Here is a 23,714-nt window from a genome sequence, read left to right as displayed (position 1 = left end):
GCGCGGGGCTCAGGCGGTCCAGTCGAGGATGATCTTGCCGCAGCGGCCGCTCGCCGCCTCGTCGAAGGCGGCCTCGAAGTCGGCGGCGGGGTAGCGGCCGGTGATCACGGGGCTGAGGTCGAGGCCGCCCTCCAGCAGCACGGACATCGCGTACCAGGTCTCGAACATCTCGCGGCCGTAGATGCCCTTGATGGTGAGCATGGAGGTGACCACGGAGGACCAGTCGATCGGGAACTGTTCGGCGGGCAGGCCGAGCATCGCGATCTTGCCGCCGTGGGTCATGTTGGCGATCATCGACTGGAGCGCCTCGGGGCGGCCGGACATCTCCAGGCCGACGTCGAAGCCCTCGCGCAGGCCGAGCTTCTGCTGGCCCTCCTCGATGGTGTGCTCGGAGACGTCGAGCGCCAGCGAGACGCCGACCTTGCGGGCGAGGTCGAGGCGGTAGGGCGAGACGTCGGTGATCATCACGTTGCGGGCGCCGGCGTGCTTGGCGACGGCGGCGGCCATGATGCCGATCGGCCCGGCGCCGGTGACCAGGACGTCCTCGCCGACCAGCGGGAAGGACAGCGCGGTGTGCACGGCGTTGCCGAAGGGGTCGAAGATCGCGGCGACGTCGAGGTCGACGGGCACCCGGTGGACCCAGACGTTGGAGGCGGGCAGGGCCACGTACTCGGCGAAGGCGCCGTCGCGGTTGACGCCGAGGCCCACGGTGTTGCGGCACAGGTGGCGGCGGCCGGCCAGGCAGTTGCGGCACTTGCCGCAGACCAGGTGGCCCTCGCCGCTGACCAGGTCGCCCACCGCGATGTCGGCGACGCCGGCGCCGATCTCGGCGACCTCGCCGACGAACTCGTGGCCGAGGACGAGCGGGGTCCTGATGGTCTGCTGGGCCCAGCCGTCCCACTTGCGGATGTGCAGGTCGGTGCCGCAGATGCCGGTGCGCAGCACCTTGATCAGGACCTCGCCGGGGCCGATCACCGGGGTGGGGACGTCCACGAGCCAGAGTCCGGGTTCGGCGTTCTGCTTGACGAGTGCCTTCACGGCGGTGGCTCCTGACGCACGGTGGGGGCGGCCTGGTGTGGGCAGGCCGACGGGGCCCGGTGGGTGGCGGCCCCGGGGGTCGACGGGTCCCGGCGGGGCCGGGGGCTGCGGGACCGCTTCCGGTGTCCGCATGCCGGGCAGGCAGAAATCTGCCTGGTGGGAGGGGGTGCGGTCCATCGAGGAATTCTTAAGGGCCGCGACAGCTCGGCTAAACGATCGTGCCCGAGCGGGCGTCGGGGGCCGTCGCGGCGTGCCGGTCGGCACTCCGACGGCGTAGCGCGCGGGGCGTGTCCGGGGCGCGCGGGGCGCTGCGCCGGTGGGCGCGAGCCCCGCGTCCGGGGGTCAGTCGCGGCGGGCGGCGACGGTGTGGGCGAGGGCGGTCGCGGCGGCGAGGAGGGCGGCGGCGAGTGCGAGCAGCAGGGCGGTGGAGGCGAGCAGGTCGGCGGCGCGGTGGTGGGCGGAGAGCCGGGTGAGCAGCAGGTTGACCGGGGGCAGGCCCTTGGTGACGGTGAGCGCGAGCAGGAGGGCGAGGGCGAGCAGCAGCCCGTGGCCCGGGCGGCGGACCAGTGGCCGGGAGCTGAGCAGGCCGACGGCGGTGCCGGTGAGGGCGCAGGTGAGCTGGGTCTCGGTGCCGAGGAGCAGGTCGGCGGTGGTGGGGGTGTGGGTGCCGACGAGCAGCGGCAGGGCGAGGCCGAGGGCGGTGAGGGGCAGGCAGGCGAGGAGGGCGGTGAGGACGGTGCCGGTGAGCAGGCGTCGGTGGCTTCCGGTGGCGGCGGTGAGCAGGGCGCGGTGGGGCCGGTCCTCGATTCCGGTGAGGGCCATGGTGAGCCAGGTGGCGGCGAGCAGCATCGCGGCGGCGGCCGCGCCGTGGGCGGCGGTGAGCGGGCCGGTGTCGTTGCTGGTGAGGACGGTGACGAGGCCGGTGAACAGGAGCAGCGGGGCGAGGTGGCGTTGGGAGAGCAGGAGGGTGGTGAGCTGGTAGCGGACGAGGGCGGTCATCGGCTGGTGGTCCTCGGGGCGGGCGGGGCCGCGGGGGCGGGCGGCGGTGCGGGGCGGGTGACGGCGTGCACGGACCAGTGGTGGTTCAGGGCGGTGAGCAGGACGGCGTCGGCGTGCGTCCGGTCGACGCGCAGGTGGAGTTCGGGGCCGCGGCGGGTGAGGGCGAGGACGCCGGGCAGGGTCTGCCAGTCGGGGCCGGATGAGGGACCTTGGCCGGTTTCCCGGAGGACGATCTCGGCGGGTGGTGCCCCGGGGCCGGGGGCGGGTTCGGCGTGCCGGGTCAGCCGGCCGTCGGCGATCGCGCGGGTGGTGGTGGCGTGGGCGCCGGCGACGGCTTCGCGGTGGTCGGTGAAGACGACGGCGCCGCCGTCGGCGGCGGTCTCGGTGATGAGCTCGGCGAGGACGGCGTGCGCGGCGGCGTCGAGGCCGGACCAGGGTTCGTCGAGCACCAGCAGGTCGGGTGGGACGAGCAGGGCCTGGGCGAGCGCGATCTTCTGGGCGTTGCCCTTGGAGAGGGTGCGCAGGGCGGTGTCGGGGCCGCCGACGAGGGCGAGCCGGTCGAGGAGTTGTCCGGCGCGGTGGCGGGCGGTGGCGGTGGGCAGGCCGCGGATGCGGCCGAGGTGGGTGAGGTAGCCGGCGGCGGTGAGGCGCGGGTGGGCGGTGAAGCGGTCGGGGACGTAGCCGACGGCGGCCCGGCGGGTGGTGGCGGGGCCGGTGAGGCGGCCGGTGGTGGGGCGGGTGAGGCCGGCCAGGATGCGCAGCAGGGTGGATTTGCCGGAGCCGTTGGCGCCGAGGACGGCGAGGACGTCGCCGGGGGCGAGGGACAGGTCGACCTCGCGCAGGATCCAGGGTCCTCGTCCGTAGCGTTTGCCGACGGCTTCGCAGTGCAGCACTTCGGTGGTCCCCTCCCGTCGTCCCCGGCGGTGCGCACCTTACGCGGGTGCGGGTAGGGGGCGGGTCATGGGGCGGGGGCGGGTCATGGGGCGGGGGCGGGCAATGGGCGGGCCGTGGCGGGCGGGGGTGTGCGGCGCGGGGGCGCGAGCGGGGTTGGGACGGGTGGCTGACGGGTGGGTCCGTTCGGTCCAGCGGGCGGCCGGTGGGCGCGCGGGGCCCGGCGGGGGCGCATACGGTGGCGATCGCTCCCCCTTTGCGGGCCCGTGGAGCGCTGCTCCGGGCCTGTCCGGCCCAGAGAGGCGCCCGAAGATGACGAACCGTGTGATGTGCCGAACCACCGCCGCCGCCGGGCCTTCGACGGCCCGGCCGGCCCTGGCGCTGCTGCTGGCGATGGCCGGGCTGCTGGCCTCGGCCGGCTGTTCGGGCGGTTCGCCGTCCGGGCCGGCGGCGGCCGGGGCGGTGACGGCCGAGCCGGCGGCGCTGAGCCCGACGGCCACCGTGAGCCCCTCCGCGTCGCCCAGCCCCTCCCCGACGGGGAGCCGCTCGCCAGGGGGGACCGCCACGCCGCTGAGCCCGTCGCCGACGACGTCCACTCCCCCGGCCGGCCCGGCGGACCCGACGGCGCTGCCGCTGACGCCGGACGTGACGGCGCGGCTGGACGCCGCGGTGGGCCGGGTGCTGACGCAGGCCTCGGTGCCGGGCGTGATCGTCAACGTGTCGACGCCGCAGGGCGAGTACCTGAAGGCGTTCGGGGTGTCCGAGCGGGTGCCGGGCACGGCGATGGTGACCGGCCTCAACATGCGGATCGGCAGCGAGACGAAGACGTTCACGGTCACCGGTGTGCTCCGGCTGGTGGACCAGGGCAAGGTGGGGCTGGACGATCCGGTCGGCAAGTACCTGACGGGCGTGCCGAACGGTGAGCTGATCACGCTGCGGCAGCTGGCGAGCATGCGCAGCGGCCTGTTCTCGTACACCCAGGACGAGGACTTCGTGCGGGCGCTGCAGGCGGATCCGCAGCGCGCGTTCACGCCGGACCAGCTGGTCGGCTACGCGTTCCGGCATCCGGTGAACTTCGCGCCGGGCGCGGAGTTCGAGTACTCCAACACCAACACGGTGCTGCTGGGTCAGGTGATCGAGAAGGTCTCCGGGCGCACGCTCGGGGAGTTCCTGAAGAAGGAGGTGTTCGAGCCGGCGGATCTGGGCCGCACGGTGTTCCCGACGGACAACGCGTTCCCGCAGCCGCACGCGCGCGGCTACACCAACCAGACGGCGGACGGGACGATCCAGGACGCCACGGACTGGAACCCGTCCTGGGGCTGGGCGGCGGGGGCGGCGATCTCGGACCAGGGGGACATGAAGAAGTGGGCGAAGGCGCTGGCCACCGGGTCGTTGCTGAAGCCGGAGACGCAGGCGCAGCGCCTGGCGCAGCAGCCCTCGCAGGTGCCGGGCAGCTGGTACGGGCTGGGGGTGTTCAACAACCACGGGTGGATCGGGCACAACGGTTCGCTGCCGGGTTACCAGTCGGTGGTGGTGTACCTGCCGTCGGCGCGGGCGTCGTTGGTGGTGCTGCTGAACACGGATGTGGAGTACCGGGGTTCGGCGCCGTCGACGCTGTTCGCGAAGGCGATCACGGAGGTGGTCTCTCCGGGGAACGTCTACGACCTGCCGGCCGCGCCGGCGGAGGGGGACGAGCCGCCGGCCTCGCCGGCGCAGACGCCGCCGGGTCAGTCGCCGGGTCAGGCGGCGGAGCAGGCGGCGGAGGAGGCGGCCGAGCGGTCGGAGGCCTGAGGCACGCGTCGGGGCGCTCGGCCGCGCCGGGGCGGCCGGCGGCCCGGCGCGGCGTCAGGTGCCGAGCACCCGGGCCAGGTCGTAGGAGACCGGCTCCTCCAGCTGCGCGTAGGTGCAGCTCCCGGGCGTGCGGTCGGGCCGCCAGCGGCGGAACTGGGCGGTGTGCCGGAAGCGGGTGCCCTCCATGTGGTCGTAGGCGACCTCGACGACGCGTTCGGGGCGCAGCGGCACCCAGGAGAGGTCCTTGCCGCCGGTCCAGCGGCTGGTGGCGCCGGGCAGCCGGGCGTCGGCGTGGGCGGCCTCGTCGGCCCAGGCGCCCCAGGGGTGGGCGGCGAGGTCGGTGGTGCGCAGCGGGGCGAGTTCCTCGGCGAGTTCGCGGCGGCGGGCCATGGAGAAGGCGGCGCAGACGCCGACGTGCTGGAGGCGTCCTTCGGTGTCGTGCAGGCCGAGCAGGAGGGAGCCGACGACGGGGCCGCTCTTGTGTTCGCGGTAGCCGGCGACGACGCAGTCGGCGGTGCGTTCGTGCTTGATCTTGTACATGGCGCGTTCGCCGGGGCGGTAGGGCTGGTCGAGGGGTTTGGCGACGATGCCGTCGAGGCCGGCGCCCTCGTACTGGGCGAACCAGGACTGCGCGAGGTCGCGGTCGGTGGTGGTGGGGGCGGTGAAGACGGGGTCGGCGGCGCCGGCGAGGGCGGTTTCCAGGGCGCGGCGGCGGGCGTCGAGGGGCTGGTCGAGGAGGGGTTCGTCGCCGAGGGCGAGCAGGTCGAAGGCGACGTAGGAGGCGGGGGTGCGTTCGGCGAGGAGGGCGACGCGGCTGGCGGCGGGGTGGATGCGTTCGAGGAGTTCCTCGAAGCGCAGCCGGCCGTCGCGGGCGATGACGATCTCGCCGTCGAGGACGCAGCGGTCAGGGGTCTCGCGGCGCAGGGCCTCGACGAGTTCGGGGAAGTAGCGGGTAAGGGGTTTGCCGGTGCGGCTGCCGAGTTCGACCTCGTCGCCGTCGCGGAAGACGATGGTGCGGAAGCCGTCCCATTTGGCCTCGTACTGCATGCCGGGCGGGATCTTCGCGACGGACTTGGCGAGCATCGGGGCGAGGGGTGGCATGACGGGCAGGTCCATGGGACCGATCGTCGCGCCGAACGCTCCGGGGCGCGCGGCGGGCGGGGCGCCCTTAGCGTGGGGGCATGGGCTCTGCCGTGGAACTGGATGTCGCCGGGCGCAGCGTGCGGTTGTCGAACCCGGACAAGGTGTACTACCCGGAGCGCGGGTTCACGAAGCTGGACGTCGCGGAGTACTACCTGGCGGTGGCGCAGGGGGTGCTGCGCGGGTTGCGGGACCGGCCGACGACGCTGCAGCGGTTCCCGGACGGGGTGGAGGGCGAGTTCTTCTACCAGAAGCGGGCGCCGAAGGGCCTGCCGGAGTGGCTGCCGACGGCGCGGATCGCCTTCCCGTCCGGCCGCTCGGCGGACGAGATCTGTCCGACGGAGCCGGCGGCGGTGCTGTGGGCGGCGAACCTGGGGTGTCTGACCTTCCACCCGTGGCCGGTGCGGCGTTCCGACACCGATCACGTGGACGAGCTGCGGATCGATCTGGATCCGCAGCCGGGGACGGACTTCGGGGACGCGGTGCGGGTGGCGCACGAGCTGCGGGCGGTGCTGGAGGAGCAGGGGTTGCGGGGGTGGCCGAAGACGTCGGGCGGGCGGGGGCTGCACGTGTACGTGCCGCTGGTGGCGCGGTGGTCGTTCACGGACGGGCGGCACGCGGTGATCGCGCTGGGCCGGGAGCTGGAGCGGCGGCTGCCGGGGCGGGTGACGACGGCGTGGTGGAAGGAGGAGCGCGGGGAGCGGATCTTCGTCGACTACAACCAGATGGCGCGGGACCGGACGATCGCCTCGGCGTACTCGCTGCGGGCGCGGCCGCGGGCGACGGCGTCGGCGCCGTTGCGCTGGGAGGAGCTGGACGACGTGCTGCCGGAGGACTTCGACCTGCGGACGCTGCCGGTCCGGTTCGCGGAGCTGGGTGATGTGCACGCGGGGATGGAGGAGGAGCGGTTCGGGCTGGAGGGGCTGCTGGAGCTGTACGAGCGGCAGGTCGCGGAGGGGGCGCACGGGGAGCTGCCGTATCCGCCGGACCATCCGAAGGCGGCGGGCGAGCCGACCCGGGTGCAGCCGAGCCGGGCGCGCAGGAAGTCCTGAGCCGGGCATGGAGTGATCCCGTAGGCTGGGCGGCCACGAAGATCACGGAGGGGCGGTCGGGGCAGTGGGTGCACGGGGGTTGCGGGAGATCCTGGCGGACGCGGCGGGCGGGGTGTTCCCGCCGGCGGACGGGTCGGTGACGGTGGTGGCGCAGCCGTCGCCGCGCGAGGCGGGGGTGGTGGCGTTCTCCGCGCACGCGGTGGTGTTCACGGACGAGGATCCGGCGTGGGTGCGTGCGGAGCTGGCGGCGGTGGACGGCGATCCGCTGGCGGCGCCGCTGTGTCCGCCGTTCCTGGGCGCGTTCGCGGCGCGGACGGGGCGGGTGAACGGCAACATCGACCTCTTGACGGTGGCGGACCGGCTGCCGGGGGCGCCGGCGCTGGCGGTGCGGGCGGTCGAGGACCGGGAGCACCCGCGGGTGGTGCGGGCGCTGCGCTACCGCGAGGACGTGCGGGTGTTCGAGGCGGACGGCGGGCGCGGGGTGCTGGTGCTGGGCCGCGGGGTGGCGGGGCGCTGGGAGTGCGCGGTGGAGGTGGACGAGGCGGCGCGCGGGCGCGGGCTGGGGCGGGCGCTGGCGCTGGCGGCCCGGCATCTGCTGCCGGAGGGCGAGCGGCTGTGGTCGCAGCAGGCGCCGGGGAACGCGACGAGCGTGCGGGCCTTCCAGGCGGCGGGCTACCGGCCGGTGGGGGCGGAGACGCTGCTGGTGGTCTCGTGAACGCGTCGGCGGCCGTGCCCGAGGAGGTGCGGGAGCGGCTGGTGGTCCGGTTCGGGCCGGGGGCTCGGGCGTGGTGCGCGCAGGTGCCGGGGCAGGTGGCCGCGCTGGCCGACCGCTGGGGCCTGGCGGTGCGGGCGGCCGGCGGGGGCGGCACGTCGCGGGTGTTCCGCTGCGAGCGGCTCGCCGACGGCGCGGTGGTGTGGCTGAAGCTGACGCCGGACGCGGAGGTGGCCCGGCAGGAGGCGGTGGCGCTGGGCGCGTGGCGGGGCGTGCCGTCGGTGGTGCGGCTGCTGGAGGCGGACGCCGGGGCGGGTGCGCTGCTGCTCGCGGACGTCGCGCCGGGGGCGTCGCTGCGCGAGCGCGGGTGGCGGCCGCGGGAGGTGGCGGGGCTGCTGGGTGCGCTGCGTTCGGTGCCGGTGGCGGGGGTGGCGCTGCCGCCGCTGGCGGAGCGGCTGGAGTTCCTGTTCGAGCTGACCGGCCGCCGCGCCCCGGGGGTGCCGACGGCCGGTGCGCGGGCGCTGGCCCGGGAGCTGACCGGGGACGGCGCCCCGGTGGCGCTGGTGCACGGCGATCTGCACCCGGCGAACGTGCTGCTCGGGCCGGACGGTCCGGTGGCGATCGACCCGCGCGCGTGCCTGGGCGACCCGGATTTCGACCTGGTCGACTGGGCGCTGGACGGTGTGACCGACGGGGCGGCGCTGGCGGCGCGGATCGGCGGGCTGGCGGCGCTGGTCCCGGGCGCGGACGCCGACCGGGTGCTGGCCTGGTGCCGGGCGACGGCGGTGGTGATCGCCGCCCCGCGGCTGGCCGCCGGCCGCCGGGACGCGGGGACCCTGTTCCTGCGGGAGCTGGCGGGTCTCTGAGATCCGCCCTACCGCGCGGCCAGGGCGCCCGCGAAGGTGGCGAGCGCGCAGGCCAGCAGGGCGGCCGTGGCCACGCCGAGGGCCACCCGCCTGCGCTGCGAGCGGTCCCGGTGGCGCAGCAGTCCCTGGACGGCGACGAACCCGGCGACGGGGAAGGCCGCGAGGGCGAGCAGGAGGAGGCTCAGCCAGTACAGCACTCCTCCGGTGCCGGCGAGGCGGCATGCGCCGTCGGCGGCGCAGGAGACCGGGACGGGCCGGTGGGTGTCGATCCGCCAGTCGGTCCGGGCGTGCTCGTTCGCCGGGCCGCCGTCGTCGGGAACGAAGGTGCCGCGGCAGTCGCCGGTCGGGCCGAGCGCGGGCCGGTCGGCGTTGACCCGCAGGCACCGCTCGGCGACCAGGACGCCGCGGGTCCCGGTGAGTCCGGTGGCATAGGCGAGCCCCTGGCCGGCGTGGGCCGCGCCCCGGCCGCCGACGGCCAGGAGCGCGAGCACCGCCGCGAGCGGGAGCAGCGCGGCGGCCGCCGCGCGGAGCCGCCCGGCGGTTCCGGTCACGGCCGGTCGGGCGCGTCCGCCGGGGCGGTGGCGGCGATGATCCTCACCGCGTCAGAGATCTGATCGTCCGTCAGATCACCCCGGGCGGTCAGCCGCAGGCGCGAGACGCCGTCGGGGACGGACGGGGGGCGGAAGCAGCCGACGGCGAGGCCGGCCCGGCGGCAGTCGGCGGCCCAGGCGACGGTGGCCTCGGGGCCGGGGGAGCGTACCGAGACGACGGCGGCGTCGGGGGCGGAGGCGGGCAGGCCGGCGGCGGTGAGGCGGGCGGCGAGGGCGCGGGCGACCTCGCGGGCGCGCTCGGCGCGGTGGGGTTCGGCGCGCAGCAGGCGCAGCGCGCCGAGGGCGGCGCCGGCGGCGGCGGGGGCGAGGCCGGTGTCGAAGATGAAGGTGCGGGCGGTCTCGGTGAGGTGGCGGATGACGCGCCGGGGGCCGAGGACGGCGCCGCCCTGGGAGCCGAGGGACTTGGAGAGGGTGATGGTGGTGACGACGTCGGGCGCGCCGGCGAGTCCGGCGGCGGCGGTGGCGCCGCTTCCGCCGGGGCCGAGGACGCCGAGGCCGTGGGCGTCGTCGACGAGCAGGGCGGCGCCGAACCTCCGGGCGGCGGCGGCGAGTTCGGCGAGCGGGGCGGCGTTGCCGTCGACCGAGAAGACGGAGTCGCTGACCACCAGGGCGCGGCGGTGGGTGCGTTCGGCGAGGATGCCGGCGACGGCGCCCGGGTCGCTGTGCGGGGCGCGGTGGACGTCGGCGCGGGCCAGCCGGCAGCCGTCGATGAGCGAGGCGTGGTTGTAGGCGTCGGAGACGATCAGGGTGTCGGGGTCGGTGAGCGCGGTGAGCGCGGCGAGGTTGGCGGTGTAGCCGGAGGAGAACACGAGCGCGGCCTCGGCGCCGCAGAAGGCGGCGAGTTCCTCCTCCAGTTCGGTGTGCAGCGCGGTGGTGCCGGTGACCAGCCGCGAGCCGGTGGCGCCGGCGCCCCAGCGCAGCGCGGCGTCGGCGGCGGCGCGGGTGACGGCGGGGTGGCGGGTGAGGCCCAGGTAGTCGTTGCCCGCGAGGTCGAGGACGGGGTCGTCGGCGGGCCGGCCGCGCAGCGTGCGGGTGAGCCCGGCGCGGGCCCGCTGCCCGGCGCTCTCGTCGAGCCAGTCGAAGACGGCTGCGGGATCGGTGGCGGGATCGGCGGCGGCGATGTCGCCGGCCTCGGGCGCCTCGAACGCGGTGCGGTTGACCATGCCCGGCACTCTGGCACGCCCCGCCCGGCCCGGGCAATGTGCGCCGGGGCACACCGCCGAACGAGGAGACCCCTTGAAGAAGCTCTCATTCTGCATTGAATTCATTCCTTGTTCATTTTCCAGGTCGCCGTCTTCCGATTCCCGTAAAGACGGCCGATCGTTCGCGCTCGGGGGAACCGCATCACGTAGTGGAGATCGGGGTGGATCAGATCGAGGAGGGCTACTACCGCGCCACACGGAATCACGAGACCGAGCTGGCCGGCACCGGGCAGAACACGGTGCTCGACTTCGGGGCAGGGGTCGACGGCTGGCTCCAGCCCTTCAGCTCCCTGCTGCTATTGCTGCGGTGTGACAACGGCCGGCCGACGGGGCCGGGGAGGGTCTACCGGCAGATCTACGTTTCTGGCGGCGGCGATAGCGGCCTGCCCGAGCGGGAGCGCACACAGCTCTTCGCCGGCATCGCCCGCCGCACCGCCGCACCGCCGCCGAGATCGTCCGCCAGCAGGGGTGCCCCGACGTGCGGATCGCCGAGCGGGCGCCCGTGGTGGCGGGGTAGCTTTGCCGGGGGTGACGGCGAGCAGGCAAGATAGCCGGGTGACCCTCCTTGATCTGATGCCGAAGCCCGCCACGCCCGACGCGCTGTACGAGACGTTCGCCGCCTGGACGGAAGAGCGCGGGATCTCGCTGTACCCGGCGCAGGAGGAGGCGCTGATCGAGCTGGTGTCGGGCAACAACGTGATCCTGGCGACGCCCACCGGCTCGGGCAAGAGCCTGGTCGCGGCGGGCGCGCACTTCGCGGCGCTCGCGGAGGGGCAGCGCACCTTCTACACCGCGCCGATCAAGGCGCTGGTGTCGGAGAAGTTCTTCGACCTGGTGAAGATCTTCGGGACCGAGCAGGTCGGCATGATGACCGGCGACGCCTCGGTGAACCCGACCGCGCCGATCATCTGCTGCACGGCGGAGGTGCTGGCGCAGATCGCGCTGCGCGACGGCACCCGGGCGGACATCGGCCAGGTGGTCATGGACGAGTTCCACTTCTACGCGGAGCCGGACCGCGGCTGGGCGTGGCAGATCCCGCTGCTGGAGCTGCCGCAGGCGCAGTTCCTGCTGATGTCGGCGACGCTGGGCGACGTGCGGCGCTTCGAGGAGGACCTGACCCGGCGCACCGGGCGGCCGACCACCGTGGTGCGCAACGCGACGCGCCCGGTGCCGCTGTTCTACGAGTACCGGCGCACCACCATGCACGACACGCTGGAGGAGCTGCTGCAGACCGGCCAGGCGCCGGTGTACGTGGTCCACTTCACGCAGAAGGAGGCGGTGGAGCGGGCGCAGTCGCTGATGAGCATCAACATGTGCTCGAAGGCGGAGAAGGACGCCATCGCCGAGCTGATCGGCAACTTCCGGTTCACCACCAAGTTCGGCCGCAACCTGTCGCGTTACGTGCGCCACGGGATCGGCGTGCACCACGCGGGCATGCTGCCGAAGTACCGGCGGCTGGTCGAACGGCTCGCCCAGGCGGGCCTGTTGAAGGTGATCTGCGGGACGGACACGCTGGGCGTGGGCGTCAACGTGCCGATCCGCACGGTGCTGTTCACCGCCCTGTCGAAGTACGACGGCCAGCGGGTGCGGATCCTGCGCGCCCGCGAGTTCCACCAGATCGCCGGGCGGGCCGGGCGGGCCGGGTTCGACACGGTCGGCCAGGTGGTGGCGCAGGCTCCCGAGCACGTCATCGAGAACGAGAAGGCCGTCGCCAAGGCGGGCGACGACCCGAAGAAGAAGCGCAAGATCGTCCGCAAGAAGGCGCCGGAGGGCTTCGTCGGCTGGTCCGAGGAGACCTTCGAGAAGCTGATCGCCGCCGACCCGGAGCCGCTGGTCTCCCGGTTCAAGGTGAGCCACGCGATGCTGCTGTCGGTGATCGGCCGGCCCGGCAACGCCTTCGAGGCGATGCGCAAGCTGCTCACCGACAACCACGAGGAGCGCCCCGCGCAGCGCCGGCACATCCGCACCGCGATCGCCATCTACCGCTCGCTGCTGGAGGGCGGCGTGGTGGAGCGGCTGCCGGAGCCGGACCCCGAGGGCCGCATCGTGCGCCTGACCCTGGACCTCCAGGAGAACTTCGCGCTCAACCAGCCGCTGTCCACCTTCGCGCTGGCCGCCTTCGAGCTGCTGGACCCCACCTCGCCGTCGTACGCGATGGACGTGGTGTCGGTGGTCGAGGCGACCCTGGACGACCCGCGCCAGATCCTCGCCGCGCAGCAGAACAAGGCGCGCGGCGAGGCCGTCGGCGAGATGAAGCGCGACGGCATCGAGTACGAGGAGCGCATGGAGCGGCTCCAGGAGATCACCTACCCGAAGCCGCTGGAGGAGCTGCTCACCCACGCCTACGAGGTGTACCGCCGGGCGCACCCGTGGATCGGCGACCACCAGCTGCAGCCGAAGTCGGTGGTGCGCGACCTGTACGAGCGGGCGATGACCTTCACGGACTACGTCGGCCACTACGAGCTGGCCCGCACCGAGGGCATCGTGCTGCGCTACCTGGCGGGCGCGTACAAGGCGCTGGAGCAGACCGTCCCCGAGGACGTGAAGACCGACGACCTGAAGGACGTCATCGCCTGGCTCGGCGAGCTGGTGCGCCAGGTCGACTCCAGCCTGCTGGACGAGTGGGAGCAGCTGGCCAACCCGACCGAGCCGCAGGCCGCCGAGGTGGTGCTGGACGACAAGCCGGCGCCGGTGACGGCGAACGCGCGGGCCTTCCGGGTGCTGGTGCGCAACGAGCTGTTCCGCCGGGTGGAGCTGTGCGCGCTGGAGCACTACGAGGAGCTCGGCGCGCTGGACGGCGAGTACGGCTGGGACGCGGACCGCTGGGCGGACGCCATGGACGGGTACTGGGAGGAGTACGACGACCTGGGCACCGGTCCCGACGCGCGCGGCCCGAAGATGCTGCTCATCGAGGAGGAGGACTCCGCCTGGCGGGTCCGGCAGATCTTCGACGACCCGGAGGGCGACCACGACTGGGGCATCAGCGCCGAGGTCGACCTGTACGGCTCGGACGAGGGGGGCCGCGCCGTCCTGCGGGTCACCGCCGTGGACCGGCTGGACGGCTGACGGAGCTTCGGGCGAAAGCGTCCGGCGGACCCGCCCTCACAGCGGGTCCGCCGGACGCGGGCCGTCACATCCAGACGAACGGCAGGCCGGCGGTGTAGGAGACGGCCCGGGTGGCCTCGTCGAGCAGTTGGTCGAGGTTGGCGGCGCTCACCGAGGGCACCGGCAGCGGGCTCGCCGGGGAACCGGACGGGCTCGGCGAGGCGGTACCGGTGGCGCCGGCGGCGCCGGTGTGCGCGTCGGCGGACCGCGAGCTGGTCACCGTCACGTAGTGGCCGACGAGTTCGACCCGCGGCTCGGTGGCGGGGCGGGCCGCGGAGGCCGGCAGCGCGGGGGCCGCGGAGGCGTCGGGCAGGATGAAGGCGACCGAGCCGGGCTTGGCCCGCAGCGCCTCGGCGGCCCGGGCGGCGGCCGGGGCGTCGGCGAAGCGCAGCAGGGTGACGCTGCTGAGCACCGGCTTCTCCTGGGCGGTGAAGCTGACGGCCAGGTAGCCCTTGCAGCCGGCCTCGCGCAGCAGTTCCAGGGTGCGGTCCTGGAGCACCTCGGTGCAGTTCTCGCCGCGCCGCACGCCGGAGCGCTTGCCCTTGTAGCCGCCGGACTCGACGACCCGCTGGGCGGGGAAGTACGCGTCGACGTCGAGGGCCTCGGGGTCGGCGACTGTGCGCGGCGGCGGGTCACCGACGATCGGCGGGGTCTTGGACGCCTCCTTGCTGGAGGGGCCCAGCCCGGGTATGTAGTCGCCGGGCGTCGGGCGGGTGACGATCCAGCCGCCGGCCGCCACCACACCGACGACGGCGACCCAGCCGACGACCCGTCGGGCGGTCACGCGTCTGGCCCGGTGCCCCCCGGACGGCTGCTGGGACGTGTGCTCTGCCGGCGGCCCGGCCGGTTGCTGTGCCGGTGACGGGGCGCGCTCCCCCTGCGTGGTCATGCGGCAGATTCTATGCAGGTCACGGGTGGTGAAGATCACGGGGGCGCGGGCCCGGCGGGGCCGCGGGGGCACCGCCGCGGGCGACGTGACCTGCGCCACTACCGTGAGCTGCGACACTGTGACAACTCGCACAGCTTCCCCGGGATCTTCTGGTGGGTTTCCTCTGGCGTCCCTCAAGGGGCAGCGGGCAGGATCAGCCCCATGGATCTGCTCGATACCCTCACCGCCAAGGGCCTGCGTGGGGAGACCCCCACCCGCGAGGAGGCGCTCGCCGTCCTCGCCACCACCGACGACGAGCTGCTCGACGTGGTCGCGGCCGCCGGGCGGGTGCGCCGGCGGTGGTTCGGCCGCCGGGTGAAGCTCAACTACCTGGTGAACCTGAAGAGCGGGCTGTGCCCGGAGGACTGCTCGTACTGTTCGCAGCGCCTGGGCTCCAAGGCCGAGATCCTGAAGTACACCTGGCTCAAGCCGGGCCAGGCCGCCGAGGCGGCGAAGGCGGGCGTGTCGGGCGGCGCCAAGCGGGTCTGCCTGGTGGCGAGCGGCCGCGGTCCGACGGACCGTGACATCGACCGGGTGACGGACACCGTGGCGGCCATCAAGGAGGCCGACCCGGCGGTGGAGGTCTGCGCCTGCCTGGGCCTGCTCTCCGACAACCAGGCGGAGCGGCTGAAGGCGGCCGGCGTCGACGCCTACAACCACAACCTCAACACCTCCGAGGGGACCTACGGCGACATCGCCACCACCCACACCTACGCGGACCGGGTGGACACCGTGCAGAAGGCGCACGGCGCGGGTCTGTCGGCCTGCTCGGGCCTGATCGCGGGCATGGGCGAGAGCGACGAGGACCTCGTGGACGTGGTGTTCGCGCTGCGCGAGCTGGGTTCGGACTCGGTGCCGGTGAACTTCCTCATCCCGTTCGAGGGCACCCCGCTGGCCAAGGAGTGGAACCTCAGCCCGCAGCGCTGCCTGCGGATCCTGGCGATGGTGCGGTTCGTCAACCCGGACACCGAGGTGCGGATCGCCGGCGGGCGCGAGGTGCACCTGCGCAGCCTGCAGCCGCTGGGCCTGCACATCGCCAACTCCATCTTCCTGGGCGACTACCTGACCAGCGAGGGCCAGGCCGGGCAGGCCGACCTCGACATGATCCGGGACGCCGGGTTCGAGATCGAGGGCATGGGCGAGGGCACCCTGCCGCGGCACCGCGCGGACGTCGCGGCGCACGCCGGGGCGGCGGCCGCGGGCGGCTGCGGCACGGCCCCGGCGGCCGGGGCGTGCGGCCCGGGCGGCGGTGGCTGCGGCCCGTGCGGCGGACACGCCCACGGCGACACCGCCGCCGACGCCCCCGGAACGGACGAGGAGGCGCGCACCGACCTGGTACGGGTGCGCCGCCGCGGCGCCGGCACCGAGCTGGCGCCCAACGCCTGAGCCCCCGTTGCCCGAGCCCCTGACGAACAGCCCGGAAAGCCCCTCCCCATGACCCAGCTGTCCACGGACACCCTGCTCGCCCTCGACCGGGCGCACGTCTGGCACCCGTACGGGCCCATGCCCGGCACCTCCACCCCGTACGTGGTGGAGTCCGCCTCCGGCGTGCGGCTCAGGCTCGCGGCCCCGGCCGCGGGCGGGCACCGCGAACTCGTGGACGGCATGTCGTCCTGGTGGGCGGCGATCCACGGGTACGGGCACCCGGTGCTGGACGAGGCGGTGCGCGGGCAGCTCGGCCGGATGAGTCACGTGATGTTCGGCGGGCTCACCCACGAGCCCGCCGTGCGGCTCGCCACCACCCTGGTGGAGATCACCCCGGAGCCGCTGCGGCACGTCTTCCTGGCCGACTCGGGCTCGGTGTCCGTCGAGGTCGCGATGAAGATGTGCCTGCAGTACTGGCAGTCGGTGGGCCGCCCGCGCAAGCGCCGGCTGCTGACCTGGCGCGGCGGCTACCACGGCGACACCTTCCACCCGATGTCGGTGTGCGACCCGCAGGGCGGCATGCACCACCTGTGGGGCGGGGTGCTGCCCGATCAGCTGTTCGCCCCCGAGCCGCCGGCCGGTTTCGACGCCCCGCTCGACGAGGAATACGCCCGCGCCTTCGGCGAGTTGATGGAGCGTCACGCCGACGATCTGGCGGCGGTGATCGTCGAACCGGTGGTGCAGGGCGCCGGCGGGATGCGCTTCCACTCCCCCGCCTACCTGCGGATGCTGCGCGAACTGTGCGACCTGCACGGGGTGCTGCTCGTCTTCGACGAGATCGCCACCGGCTTCGGCCGCAGCGGCGCGCTGTTCGCCGCCGATCACGCGGGCGTCGCCCCGGACGTGATGTGCCTGGGCAAGGCGCTGACCGGCGGCTACCTCACCCTGGCGGCGACGCTCTGCACGGCGGAGGTCGCCGACGGCATCAGCCGCGGCGAGATGCCCGTGCTCGCCCACGGGCCGACGTTCATGGGCAACCCGCTGGCGGCGGCGGTCGCCAACGCCTCGATCGGCCTGCTGCTCGGGCAGGACTGGCCCACCGAGGTCAAGCGGATCGAGACCGGGCTGCGCGCGGGCCTGGCGGACGCGGCCGCGCTGCCCGGCGTCAAGGACGTCCGGGTGCAGGGCGCGATCGGCGTCGTCCAGCTGGACCACCCGGTGGACATGGCCGCCGCGACCTCGGCCGCCGCGCGCGAGGGCGTCTGGCTGCGCCCCTTCCGCGACCTCGTCTACACGATGCCGCCGTACGTGACCGGCGACGGGGACGTGGCGCGGATCGCCGCGGCCGTGACGGCGGCGGCGGTGGCGGGATGAGCGGGACGGACCACAGGAACGGGATGAACAGCGTGAACGGCGTGAACGCGGCGGGAGCGGCCGGCCGGGTCGTCTTCGTGACCGGCACCGGTACCGAGGTCGGCAAGACCGTCGCCACGGCGGCCCTCGCGGCGAGCGCGCTGCGCGCCGGGCTGCGGGTCGCGGTGCTCAAGCCCGGGCAGACCGGCGTCGCGCCCGACGAGCCGGGGGACGTCCAGGAGGCGGACCGGCTGGCCGGGCCCGCCGCCTCCCGCCCCGGACAGCTGACGCTGCGTGAACTTACCCGCTACCCCGAGCCGTTGGCGCCCGACACGGCGGCCCGCCGGTCCGGGCTGCCCTGCCTGGCGGCGGAGGACGTGGCGAAGGAGGTCGCCGGGCTCGCCGAGCGGCACGACCTGGTGCTGGTCGAGGGCGCCGGCGGACTGCTGGTCCGCTACGACGAGCAGGGCCGCACGCTCGCCGACCAGGCCCGCGCGGTGCGCGAACTCGGCCTGCCCGCCGAGGTGCTGCTGGTGGCCTCGGCCGGTCTCGGCACGCTGAACACCACGGCGCTGACCGCCGAGGCGCTGACCGCGCGCGCGCTGCCGCTGCTCGGCGTGGTGGTCGGCGCCTGGCCCGGCTCCCCCGGCCTCGCCGAGCGCTGCAACCTGGCCGACCTGCCGCGCGCCGCGGGCGCCCCGCTGCTCGGCGCGCTGCCCGAACACGCCGCGCGGGCCGCGGACTTCCCCGCGCTCGCCACCGCCGCGCTCGCGCCCGCCCTGCACGGCCACTGGGACGCCGCCGCCTTCGCCGCCGCCTTCCCGGCCGCCCTCCCCGCCGCTTTCGGGGGCGGGCCCGCGGCCGGCTGACGCCCCGGCCCGCGCACCGTGCGGACCCCGCCGAAGCAGCCATCGGCGCCCGCACGGCGGAAGAGCGCGTTTGTCGCTCGAACGGGTGAGATCCTCGCCCGACCCGGCCCGCCGCGCGGTAGGGGTGCATACGGTTCTCCGCATGACGGATGGCCTGATGGTGGACGAGGCCCTGCGGGCCCTCGCCGCGCTCGAAGCGGCGTGGAAGGACGACGACGAGGCCCTGGCCGCGCTGGCCGCGCGCGGACCGGCCGAGCGACCGCTCGCCGCGCTGGTCGCGCTCTACGGCGAGCACGCCGTGGACACGCTGATGGCGCTGGCCTTCGGCCTGCGCTCCAGCATGACCGACGAGGAGCTGGCCGAGCTCACCGACGCGGTGAGCTCCAACATCGGCGCCCGGATGAGCGCCCTGCTCACCCGGACGCTGTGCGCCTGGGGCGAGACGGCTGGGGACGACCTCGCCGTGGTGAAGGTGATCGCCCACGCGGTGATCGACGCCATGCGGGCCGTCACCGAGGAGCCGAGCAAGACCGACGTGCTGCCGCTGCTGGCCACCTTCCGCACCTACGCGCTGAGCAGCAGTCCCTGACGGTCCCTCAGGCGGTCAGGTGGGCGGCGCGGGCCGGTCGGCCCGGTTCCGGCGAGCCGGATCCAGGCGCCGGATCCGGCCAGCCGGCACTCTTGAGATGCCCTTGACACCCCCAAAAGGTCTATACCATGCTGCCAGGCGGCGCCCGGCGGCGGAGTCGACTCCGCTTCCCTCGGCGCCATTTCGGCGCAGGTGAGAGCGACGAACGGGGGCTGTGTTGTGCTGGTGCATGTCCTGGGACCACTCCAAGTCGAGGTCGGGGGAAGAGCCGTGCCGCTCGGCGGCCGGCGGCCGCAGCTCGTGCTGGCGACCCTCGCCCTGACCCCCAACTGGGTGGTCCCGCTCGACCGGTTGGTGGACAACCTGTGGGGCGCGGCGCCGCCCGCGAGCGCCCGGACGCAGATCCGGATCTGCGTCTCGCAGCTGCGCCGCGCGCTGGCCGACGCGGGCGCGCCGCCCGTCATCGAGACCCATCCCAACGGCTACCGGCTGCGGGTCGGACCCGACGAGCTGGACGCCGCGCTGTTCGGCGAGGAGGTCGCCCGCGCCCGGCTGCGGGCCGCCTCCGGCGCCCTCGCGGAGGCCGTCGCCGTCCTGCGCCAGGCCCTCGCCCGGTGGACCGGGCCGGCCATGACGGGCCTGGACTGCCCCGCGCTGGAGTCCTCGGCCCGCCGTCTGGAGGAGAACCGGCTGCGCGCCGTCGAGGAGCGGGTGCGGCTGGAGCTGGCCCTCGGCCGGCACGAGGACCTGGTCGGCGAACTCGTCCAGCTGGTCTCCGCGCACCCGTTCCGCGAGCACCTGCACGGGCTGCTGATGCACGCCCTGCACCGCTCCGGGCGGACGGTGGAGGCGCTCGGCGTCTACCGCACGCTGCGCGCCCACCTGGTCGAGGAGCTGGGCCTCGAACCGGGCCAGGAACTGCGGGCGCTGGAGCAGGGCATCCTCAACGGCGCCTGCCCGACCGCCTGACCGCCCGACCGGCCGGGCGCCCGACCGCCCGACCGCCACCGGTGAGGAGCGGCCCAGGGCCGCGGCTCAGCCCGCGTGCCGCCACCAGAACGACCCGGGCTCGTAGTGCTCGGTGACCCCGAGCCGGCGCCACAGCGGCTCGGCGATCCGCCGCAGCTGCGGGTCGGCGTGCACGAAGGCGTCCGGCAGCTCGACGTCGAACCGCCCGGGCGCGGCCGTCAGCAGCGCGGCCAGCAGGTACTGCTCGGAGTAGTGCCGCCAGCGCCAGGACTGCGGGTAGTCCGCCGGGAGCATGATGTCGTGCACGTGCACCAGCACCCCGGGCTTGAGCACCGGCAGCACCTCGAAGAAGAACACCGCGACGTCCGAGCCCATGTGGAGCCGGTGCGAGCCGTCGAAGAAGACGAGGTCGCCCGGCTCCAGCTCGCGGAAGACGGCCAGGTCGGCGTGTTGCAGCGGGGTGCGGACGACCTCGTCGCAGAGCCGGTCGACGGTGGCGCGCGGGGCCGGGTCGATCGAGGTGATCCGGGTGCTCAGCCCGAGGTCCTCGACGGCCCGGCGGGCGAACTTGGTGGAGTTGCCGGAACCGATCTCCAGGTAGCGGGCCGGGCGCTCGGCCGCGAGGAAGCCGTAGAGCGAGAGCGCGTCCAGCGGCGGCAGCCAGCCGTTGTTCCAGTACGGGGTGGAGCCGGCGGCGGTGCCGCGCAGCGGGATGCCGCGCAGCAGCTCCTCGAACTCCAGGAAGCCGGTGAGGCGTTCGGCGTAGCGCTCGCGGTTCTGCTCCAGCAGGGCGCGCACCTCGGCGAGTTCGGCGCGCGGCTCGGGGGTGACCACGTGGTCCCAGAACAGCGGCTTGCGCAGGCCGAAGGCCCACAGGGTGAGGCCGTGCAGCACGGGCCGCTCGCCGAGCCAGTCCATCGGGCGGCGCAGCGCCGGCACGCGTTCCATCAGTTCGACGCCGGAGGCGGTGCGGACGGCGGTGCGCAGGTCCTTGAGCAGCATGGGGGTCCTTTCGGGGGGTGTTCAGAGCGAGAGCCAGAGGTCCTGCAGCCGGTGTTCGGAGATGCCCTCGGCGGGGCGGAAGTCGTAGCGGTGGACCGTGACGGGGCCGCGGGTGAAGCTCCAGTCCAGCCGCCAGAACGGGTAGGGGCGGTTGACGGCGCTGTCCCAGTCGAATCCGGCGGGTGCGGAGAACTTCCAACTCAGCGGCAGGAGGTCGTTGTTGGCGCGAATCGCATCGTCGGCCAGCGAGCGCACACCGTCCAGGTCGCGCATCGCGGGGCTGGCGTTGAAGTCGCCGGCGATCAGGGTCCGGTTGGGGTTGTTCCTGAGGTCGGCCTCCAGGCCGCGGATCTCCTCCTGGCGCCAGGCGAACTTGCGCTTGAAGTAGGAGTCGAAGTCGAAGCCGGAGAAGGGGTCGAGGTCGGGGGCGAGCGGCACGGTGACGTGCACGTTGTAGACGCTGAGCAGGGTGGCGCCGACCTGGAGGTCGGTGCGCATGACCTTGTCCCGGGCGAAGATCCGGCTGAAGGAGGGGTCGGGTCCGAGGGCGGCGCCGGGGCCGACGGAGCGCTGGGAGGTGATCGGGTAGCGGGAGACGGTGAGCAGTTCGCCGGTGCGGGCGATGTGGTAGCCGGGGAACTCGGCGGCCAGGCGGGCGTCGTCGTCGAGCCGGCGGTAGCCGTCCTCGCCGAGGCCGGGCTGCCAGACGACGTGCTCCTGGAAGAGGTAGACGTCGGCGTCCTGACGGTGGATCAGGTCGTAGAGCTTGTCGACGCCGGTGGAGGCGGCCCAGTACTGGGTGTTGAAGGAGACCACGTGCAGGGCGCCGGGCGGCACGGGGCGCTCGCCGTGCCACAGGGCGGGCCAGTTGATGCCGGAGCCGGTGGTGAGGGCGAGCAGCAGCGGGGGCAGGGCGAGGCCGAGGGCCCAGGTGCGGCGGGGGCCGCAGGCGGCGGTGGCGGCGAGCAGCAGGAACAGCGGGATGCCGACCAGGAACAGCGGGGGGACGGCGTCCAGCAGGATCGCCCAGTGCCAGCGGCCGCTGACCGACCAGCGGACGAAGGCGTAGAGCAGCCACAGGCCGGTGAGGCCGACCAGGGTGCGGCCGTACCAGGTGCGCAGCCGGCGGGCGACGCGCCGGGCGCGGGTGGGTTCCGGTTCCGGTTCCGGCGCCGGTTCGCGCGCCGCCGTTTCCGCCGCTTCCGCCGTCTCGTCGCCGTCGTCCGCTCCGTCCCGCCGGTACATCCGGCGGAAGCGGCGGCTGACCGCGAACTGGGCGAGCCCGGCGGCGAGCCCGGCCGTGACCACGGCGTTCATCAGCAGGTGGCAGAGGGTGAAGAAGGCGAGGAAGCGGTAGCCGCGCTCGCGGCGGACGAACCGGTACTGGCCGAGGTCGGCGAGCACGAAGGCGGCCAGCAGCAGGGCGGTGGCGAGCGCGGCGAGCGGCTGCCAGGCGATCAGCGGCAGGCTGAGCAGGGTGAGCGCGGCGAGCAGCGAGGCGGCGGCCCGGCCCGGGGTCTCCATGCCCTGCATGGCGCGGCCCCGGTCGAGGTAGAACGGCACCCGCAGGCGGCTGCGGACGAAGGCCTTGCGCAGCAGCGGCCGCATCCGGTTCTCGTCGGAGAGCCGTCCGCGGATGCGCGAGGTGAGCAGCATGGGGTGGCGGGCGGCGAGCCGTTCGGCGTGGTCGATCTCCTCGGTCTGGCGCAGCGCCGGGTTGAACCAGCCGGCCTCCAGGAAGGCGTCGCGGCGCACCGCGCCGAGGGCGTAGAAGCCGCCGCTGACCAGGCCTTCGGCGCTCTTGCGCCAGTAGTGGTACTGGAGGATGCGGTACTGGCCGACGGGTCCTTCGGGGAACAGGGGTTCCTTGTCGGGGACGCCGAACACGGCGCCGTACTCGGGGTGTTCGGTGAACAGGGCGACGGTTTCGGCGACGGCGTCGGGGTGCACGGCGAGGTCGGCGTCGAGGAAGAGGACGATGTCGCCGGTGGCGTGCCGCACGCCGAGGTTGCGGCTGGCGCCCGGTCCGCCGTTGCGTTCGGCGCGGACCAGGGTGACGGGGTGGGCGGCGGCGCGTTCGGCGGAGTCGTCGGTGCTGGCGTCGTCGACGACGATCACCTCGGTCGCGGGGTGGCTCTGGGCGAGGACGGACTGCAGACAGAGGTCGACGGTGCGGCTGTCGTTGTACATCGGTACGACCACCGAGACGAGCGGTGTGGCGGGCATGGCTCCTCGTTCGGACGGCGGGTGGGTCGACGCCGGGGGGCGTCAGGTGAGCTGGAAGGTGAGCAGGAGGGCGGCCCAGAGCGCGGCGGTGGCGAGCATGGCGCGGTCGCGCAGCAGGGTGCGCACGGGGTTGCCGCCCTCTGCGTGGACGACGACGATCTGCAGGTAGCGGAAGAGCGCGAACAGGGCGCAGGGGGCGGTGAGCAGGGCGCCGGTCTCGTAGCCGGACTCGGTGCGCAGGTAGAGCAGGTAGCCGACGACGGTGAGGCCGGAGCAGAGGACGAGGACGAGGTCCAGGAAGTGCGCGGAGTAGCCGACCAGGGCGGGGCGGTGGCCGCTGCCGGCGACGCCGAGTTCGTGGCGGCGTTTGCCGACGATGAGGACCAGGCAGAGGGTGAGGACGGTGAGCAGGAGCCAGGCGGCGAGCGGGCGGCCGCTGGCGCCGTAGCCGCCGAGCAGGCGCAGTACGAAGCCGGTGGCGACGACGAAGACGTCGAGCAGCGGCAGGTGTTTGAGTTTCCAGCTGTAGGCGGCGTTGACGGCGAGGTAGAGCAGGACGGGGGCGGCGACGCCGGGCCCGCAGGCGGCGAGCAGCGGGACGAGCAGGGCGGCGAGCAGGCCGGCGAGGGCGACGGCGGCGCGCGGGGTGATGCGGCCGGCGGCGAGCGGGCGGTGGCGTTTGACGGGGTGGCGGCGGTCGCGTTCGATGTCGGCGAGGTCGTTGACGACGTAGACGAGGGAGGAGGCGAGGACGAAGGCGGCCATGGCGAGGGCGGTCCGGGCGGCCATGTCCCAGGCGGGGTCGGCGCCGAGCAGGGGCAGCGGGACGACGAGGACGTTCTTGGGCCACTGTCCGGGGCGCAGCAGCGCCAGCGGGGCGGGCAGGCGGGAGGGGCCGGCGGGGCGTCGGGCGGGTTCGGGTGGTTCGCCCGCCGTGCTCTGCGCGTGCGGTGAGCTCTTGTCGTACTGCGAGCTCTGTTCGCTCAGGGAGGTCATGGCGGAGCGC

The 23,714-nt window shown here is 74.5% G+C and carries 21 protein-coding genes; 11 read left to right on the top strand and 10 right to left on the bottom strand.

The window, feature by feature from the left end:
• Window positions 1-9: 9 nt before the first annotated feature.
• The 3 genes from tdh to ABT093_RS20440 all read right to left on the bottom strand — a co-directional run bounded on the left by tdh (window position 10) and on the right by ABT093_RS20440 (window position 2,927).
• Complete coding sequence (tdh, locus tag ABT093_RS20450) at window positions 10-1,038, bottom strand: L-threonine 3-dehydrogenase (protein WP_350566170.1); 1,029 nt, start codon at window positions 1,036-1,038, stop codon at window positions 10-12.
• A 342-nt stretch (window positions 1,039-1,380) separates the two neighbouring features.
• Window positions 1,381-2,037, bottom strand: a complete 657-nt coding sequence (locus ABT093_RS20445) for a hypothetical protein (protein ID WP_350566168.1) — start codon at window positions 2,035-2,037, stop codon at window positions 1,381-1,383.
• Complete coding sequence (locus ABT093_RS20440; RefSeq protein WP_350566286.1) at window positions 2,034-2,927, bottom strand: ATP-binding cassette domain-containing protein; 894 nt, start codon at window positions 2,925-2,927, stop codon at window positions 2,034-2,036. The genes ABT093_RS20445 and ABT093_RS20440 overlap by 4 nt, the downstream gene beginning before the upstream one ends.
• A 313-nt stretch (window positions 2,928-3,240) precedes the next feature.
• Here ABT093_RS20440 and ABT093_RS20435 point away from each other — a divergent pair, with 313 nt between their 5' ends.
• Entirely contained in the window at window positions 3,241-4,719 is a 1,479-nt protein-coding gene (locus tag ABT093_RS20435) for a serine hydrolase domain-containing protein (protein ID WP_350566166.1), read from the top strand.
• 54 nt (window positions 4,720-4,773) lie between these two features.
• Here ABT093_RS20435 and ABT093_RS20430 read toward each other — a convergent pair whose 3' ends face one another.
• Complete coding sequence (locus tag ABT093_RS20430) at window positions 4,774-5,835, bottom strand: ATP-dependent DNA ligase (RefSeq protein WP_350566164.1); 1,062 nt, start codon at window positions 5,833-5,835, stop codon at window positions 4,774-4,776.
• A 77-nt stretch (window positions 5,836-5,912) separates the two neighbouring features.
• Here ABT093_RS20430 and ligD point away from each other — a divergent pair, with 77 nt between their 5' ends.
• From ligD to ABT093_RS20415, 3 genes are all read left to right on the top strand, one after another.
• Entirely contained in the window at window positions 5,913-6,911 is a 999-nt protein-coding gene (gene ligD, locus ABT093_RS20425; RefSeq protein ID WP_502884267.1) for a non-homologous end-joining DNA ligase, read from the top strand.
• A 79-nt stretch (window positions 6,912-6,990) separates the two neighbouring features.
• A complete protein-coding gene (locus ABT093_RS20420; RefSeq protein ID WP_350566161.1) occupies window positions 6,991-7,626 on the top strand; it encodes a GNAT family N-acetyltransferase in 636 nt (211 codons plus the stop codon).
• The gene (locus ABT093_RS20415; RefSeq protein ID WP_350566159.1) at window positions 7,623-8,489 is read left to right on the top strand and encodes an aminoglycoside phosphotransferase family protein; all 867 of its coding nucleotides are present in this window, start codon (window positions 7,623-7,625) and stop codon (window positions 8,487-8,489) included. Before ABT093_RS20420 ends, ABT093_RS20415 begins: the two co-directional genes overlap by 4 nt.
• Window positions 8,490-8,497: 8 nt before the next feature.
• Here ABT093_RS20415 and ABT093_RS20410 read toward each other — a convergent pair whose 3' ends face one another.
• Window positions 8,498-9,040, bottom strand: coding sequence for a hypothetical protein (locus tag ABT093_RS20410; protein WP_350566157.1), 543 nt, complete (start codon window positions 9,038-9,040; stop codon window positions 8,498-8,500).
• Window positions 9,037-10,263 (bottom strand): 8-amino-7-oxononanoate synthase, encoded by a 1,227-nt coding sequence (locus ABT093_RS20405; RefSeq protein ID WP_350566155.1) that lies wholly within the window; start codon window positions 10,261-10,263, stop codon window positions 9,037-9,039. The genes ABT093_RS20410 and ABT093_RS20405 overlap by 4 nt, the downstream gene beginning before the upstream one ends.
• 200 nt (window positions 10,264-10,463) lie before the next feature.
• On the opposite strand from ABT093_RS20405, the gene ABT093_RS20400 reads away from it, so the two are divergent.
• Together ABT093_RS20400 and ABT093_RS20395 are read left to right on the top strand one after the other, a co-directional pair.
• On the top strand, window positions 10,464-10,853 hold the full coding sequence (locus tag ABT093_RS20400; RefSeq protein ID WP_350566154.1) for a hypothetical protein: 390 nt from the start codon (window positions 10,464-10,466) through the stop codon (window positions 10,851-10,853).
• Window positions 10,854-10,875: 22 nt separating this feature from the next.
• Window positions 10,876-13,368: a DEAD/DEAH box helicase gene (locus ABT093_RS20395; protein WP_502884266.1), complete on the top strand. Its 2,493-nt coding sequence runs from the start codon at window positions 10,876-10,878 to the stop codon at window positions 13,366-13,368.
• 64 nt (window positions 13,369-13,432) lie between these two features.
• Here the strand turns inward: ABT093_RS20395 and ABT093_RS20390 are convergent, their stop codons facing one another.
• Window positions 13,433-14,191 carry a hypothetical protein gene (locus tag ABT093_RS20390; RefSeq protein ID WP_350566150.1) on the bottom strand — a complete coding sequence of 253 codons (759 nt, stop codon included), beginning with the start codon at window positions 14,189-14,191 and terminating at the stop codon, window positions 13,433-13,435.
• A gap of 306 nt (window positions 14,192-14,497) precedes the next feature.
• Here ABT093_RS20390 and bioB point away from each other — a divergent pair, with 306 nt between their 5' ends.
• From bioB to ABT093_RS20365, 5 genes are all read left to right on the top strand, one after another.
• Entirely contained in the window at window positions 14,498-15,721 is a 1,224-nt protein-coding gene (gene bioB, locus ABT093_RS20385; RefSeq protein ID WP_350566148.1) for a biotin synthase BioB, read from the top strand.
• Between the two features lie 48 nt (window positions 15,722-15,769).
• Window positions 15,770-17,074, top strand: coding sequence for an adenosylmethionine--8-amino-7-oxononanoate transaminase (locus ABT093_RS20380; protein WP_350566147.1), 1,305 nt, complete (start codon window positions 15,770-15,772; stop codon window positions 17,072-17,074).
• Between the two features lie 23 nt (window positions 17,075-17,097).
• Complete coding sequence (gene bioD / locus ABT093_RS20375) at window positions 17,098-17,922, top strand: dethiobiotin synthase (RefSeq protein ID WP_350566145.1); 825 nt, start codon at window positions 17,098-17,100, stop codon at window positions 17,920-17,922.
• Between the two features lie 142 nt (window positions 17,923-18,064).
• Window positions 18,065-18,511 carry a hypothetical protein gene (locus ABT093_RS20370; protein ID WP_350566143.1) on the top strand — a complete coding sequence of 149 codons (447 nt, stop codon included), beginning with the start codon at window positions 18,065-18,067 and terminating at the stop codon, window positions 18,509-18,511.
• A 270-nt stretch (window positions 18,512-18,781) separates the two neighbouring features.
• A complete protein-coding gene (locus ABT093_RS20365) occupies window positions 18,782-19,480 on the top strand; it encodes an AfsR/SARP family transcriptional regulator (RefSeq protein WP_350566141.1) in 699 nt (232 codons plus the stop codon).
• 66 nt (window positions 19,481-19,546) lie between these two features.
• Here the strand turns inward: ABT093_RS20365 and ABT093_RS20360 are convergent, their stop codons facing one another.
• From ABT093_RS20360 to ABT093_RS20350, 3 genes are read right to left on the bottom strand one after another with little or no spacing between them, the layout of a single operon-like run.
• Window positions 19,547-20,482: a class I SAM-dependent methyltransferase gene (locus tag ABT093_RS20360; RefSeq protein WP_350566139.1), complete on the bottom strand. Its 936-nt coding sequence runs from the start codon at window positions 20,480-20,482 to the stop codon at window positions 19,547-19,549.
• 21 nt (window positions 20,483-20,503) lie between these two features.
• Entirely contained in the window at window positions 20,504-22,708 is a 2,205-nt protein-coding gene (locus ABT093_RS20355; protein WP_350566137.1) for a glycosyltransferase, read from the bottom strand.
• Window positions 22,709-22,750: 42 nt separating this feature from the next.
• Window positions 22,751-23,704, bottom strand: coding sequence for a UbiA prenyltransferase family protein (locus tag ABT093_RS20350; RefSeq protein ID WP_350566135.1), 954 nt, complete (start codon window positions 23,702-23,704; stop codon window positions 22,751-22,753).
• Between the last annotated feature and the right edge of the window lie 10 nt (window positions 23,705-23,714).

This window comes from Kitasatospora sp. NPDC002551 (genome assembly GCF_040296005.1).
GTDB lineage: Bacteria > Actinomycetota > Actinomycetes > Streptomycetales > Streptomycetaceae > Kitasatospora.
Note: the sequence above shows the minus strand (reverse complement) of the source record. Positions and strands in the feature narration are given on the sequence as shown.